The organism is Archangium violaceum Cb vi76 (genome assembly GCF_000733295.1).
Classification (GTDB): domain Bacteria; phylum Myxococcota; class Myxococcia; order Myxococcales; family Myxococcaceae; genus Archangium; species Archangium violaceum.
Window position 1 is genome coordinate 1 of sequence record NZ_JPMI01000396.1, and the last position, 293, is coordinate 293.

The 293-nt window shown below is 67.6% G+C and carries 1 protein-coding gene; it reads right to left on the bottom strand.

Annotation, left to right across the window (positions count from 1 at the left end; translation table 11 throughout):
- A partial coding sequence (locus Q664_RS57120; protein WP_043413708.1) for an AMP-binding protein occupies nt 1-293 on the bottom strand: 293 nt, incomplete at both ends.

Below are 293 nucleotides of genomic sequence, written 5' to 3' on the forward strand. Positions count from 1 at the left end.
AGGGAGACGATGAGCTCCAGGGAGCGCTCGAGGCAGAGCGCGACAAGCACATCAGGCCCCACGCCATGGGAGCGAAGCAGGTGGGCGAGCTGGTTGGAGCGCGAGTCCAGCTCCCGCCAGGAGAGATGCTGCTCGCCGAACTCGACGGCGATGGCGTCGGGACGCAGGGCCACCTGTTTCTCGAAGAGGTGGTGGATGCAGGCGTCGGAGGGGAAGGGGGAGGAGGTGGCGTTGAAGTCGACGAGCACCTGCTGGCGCTCGGAGTCGGAGAGCAGGGGCAGCTCGGAGAGGAG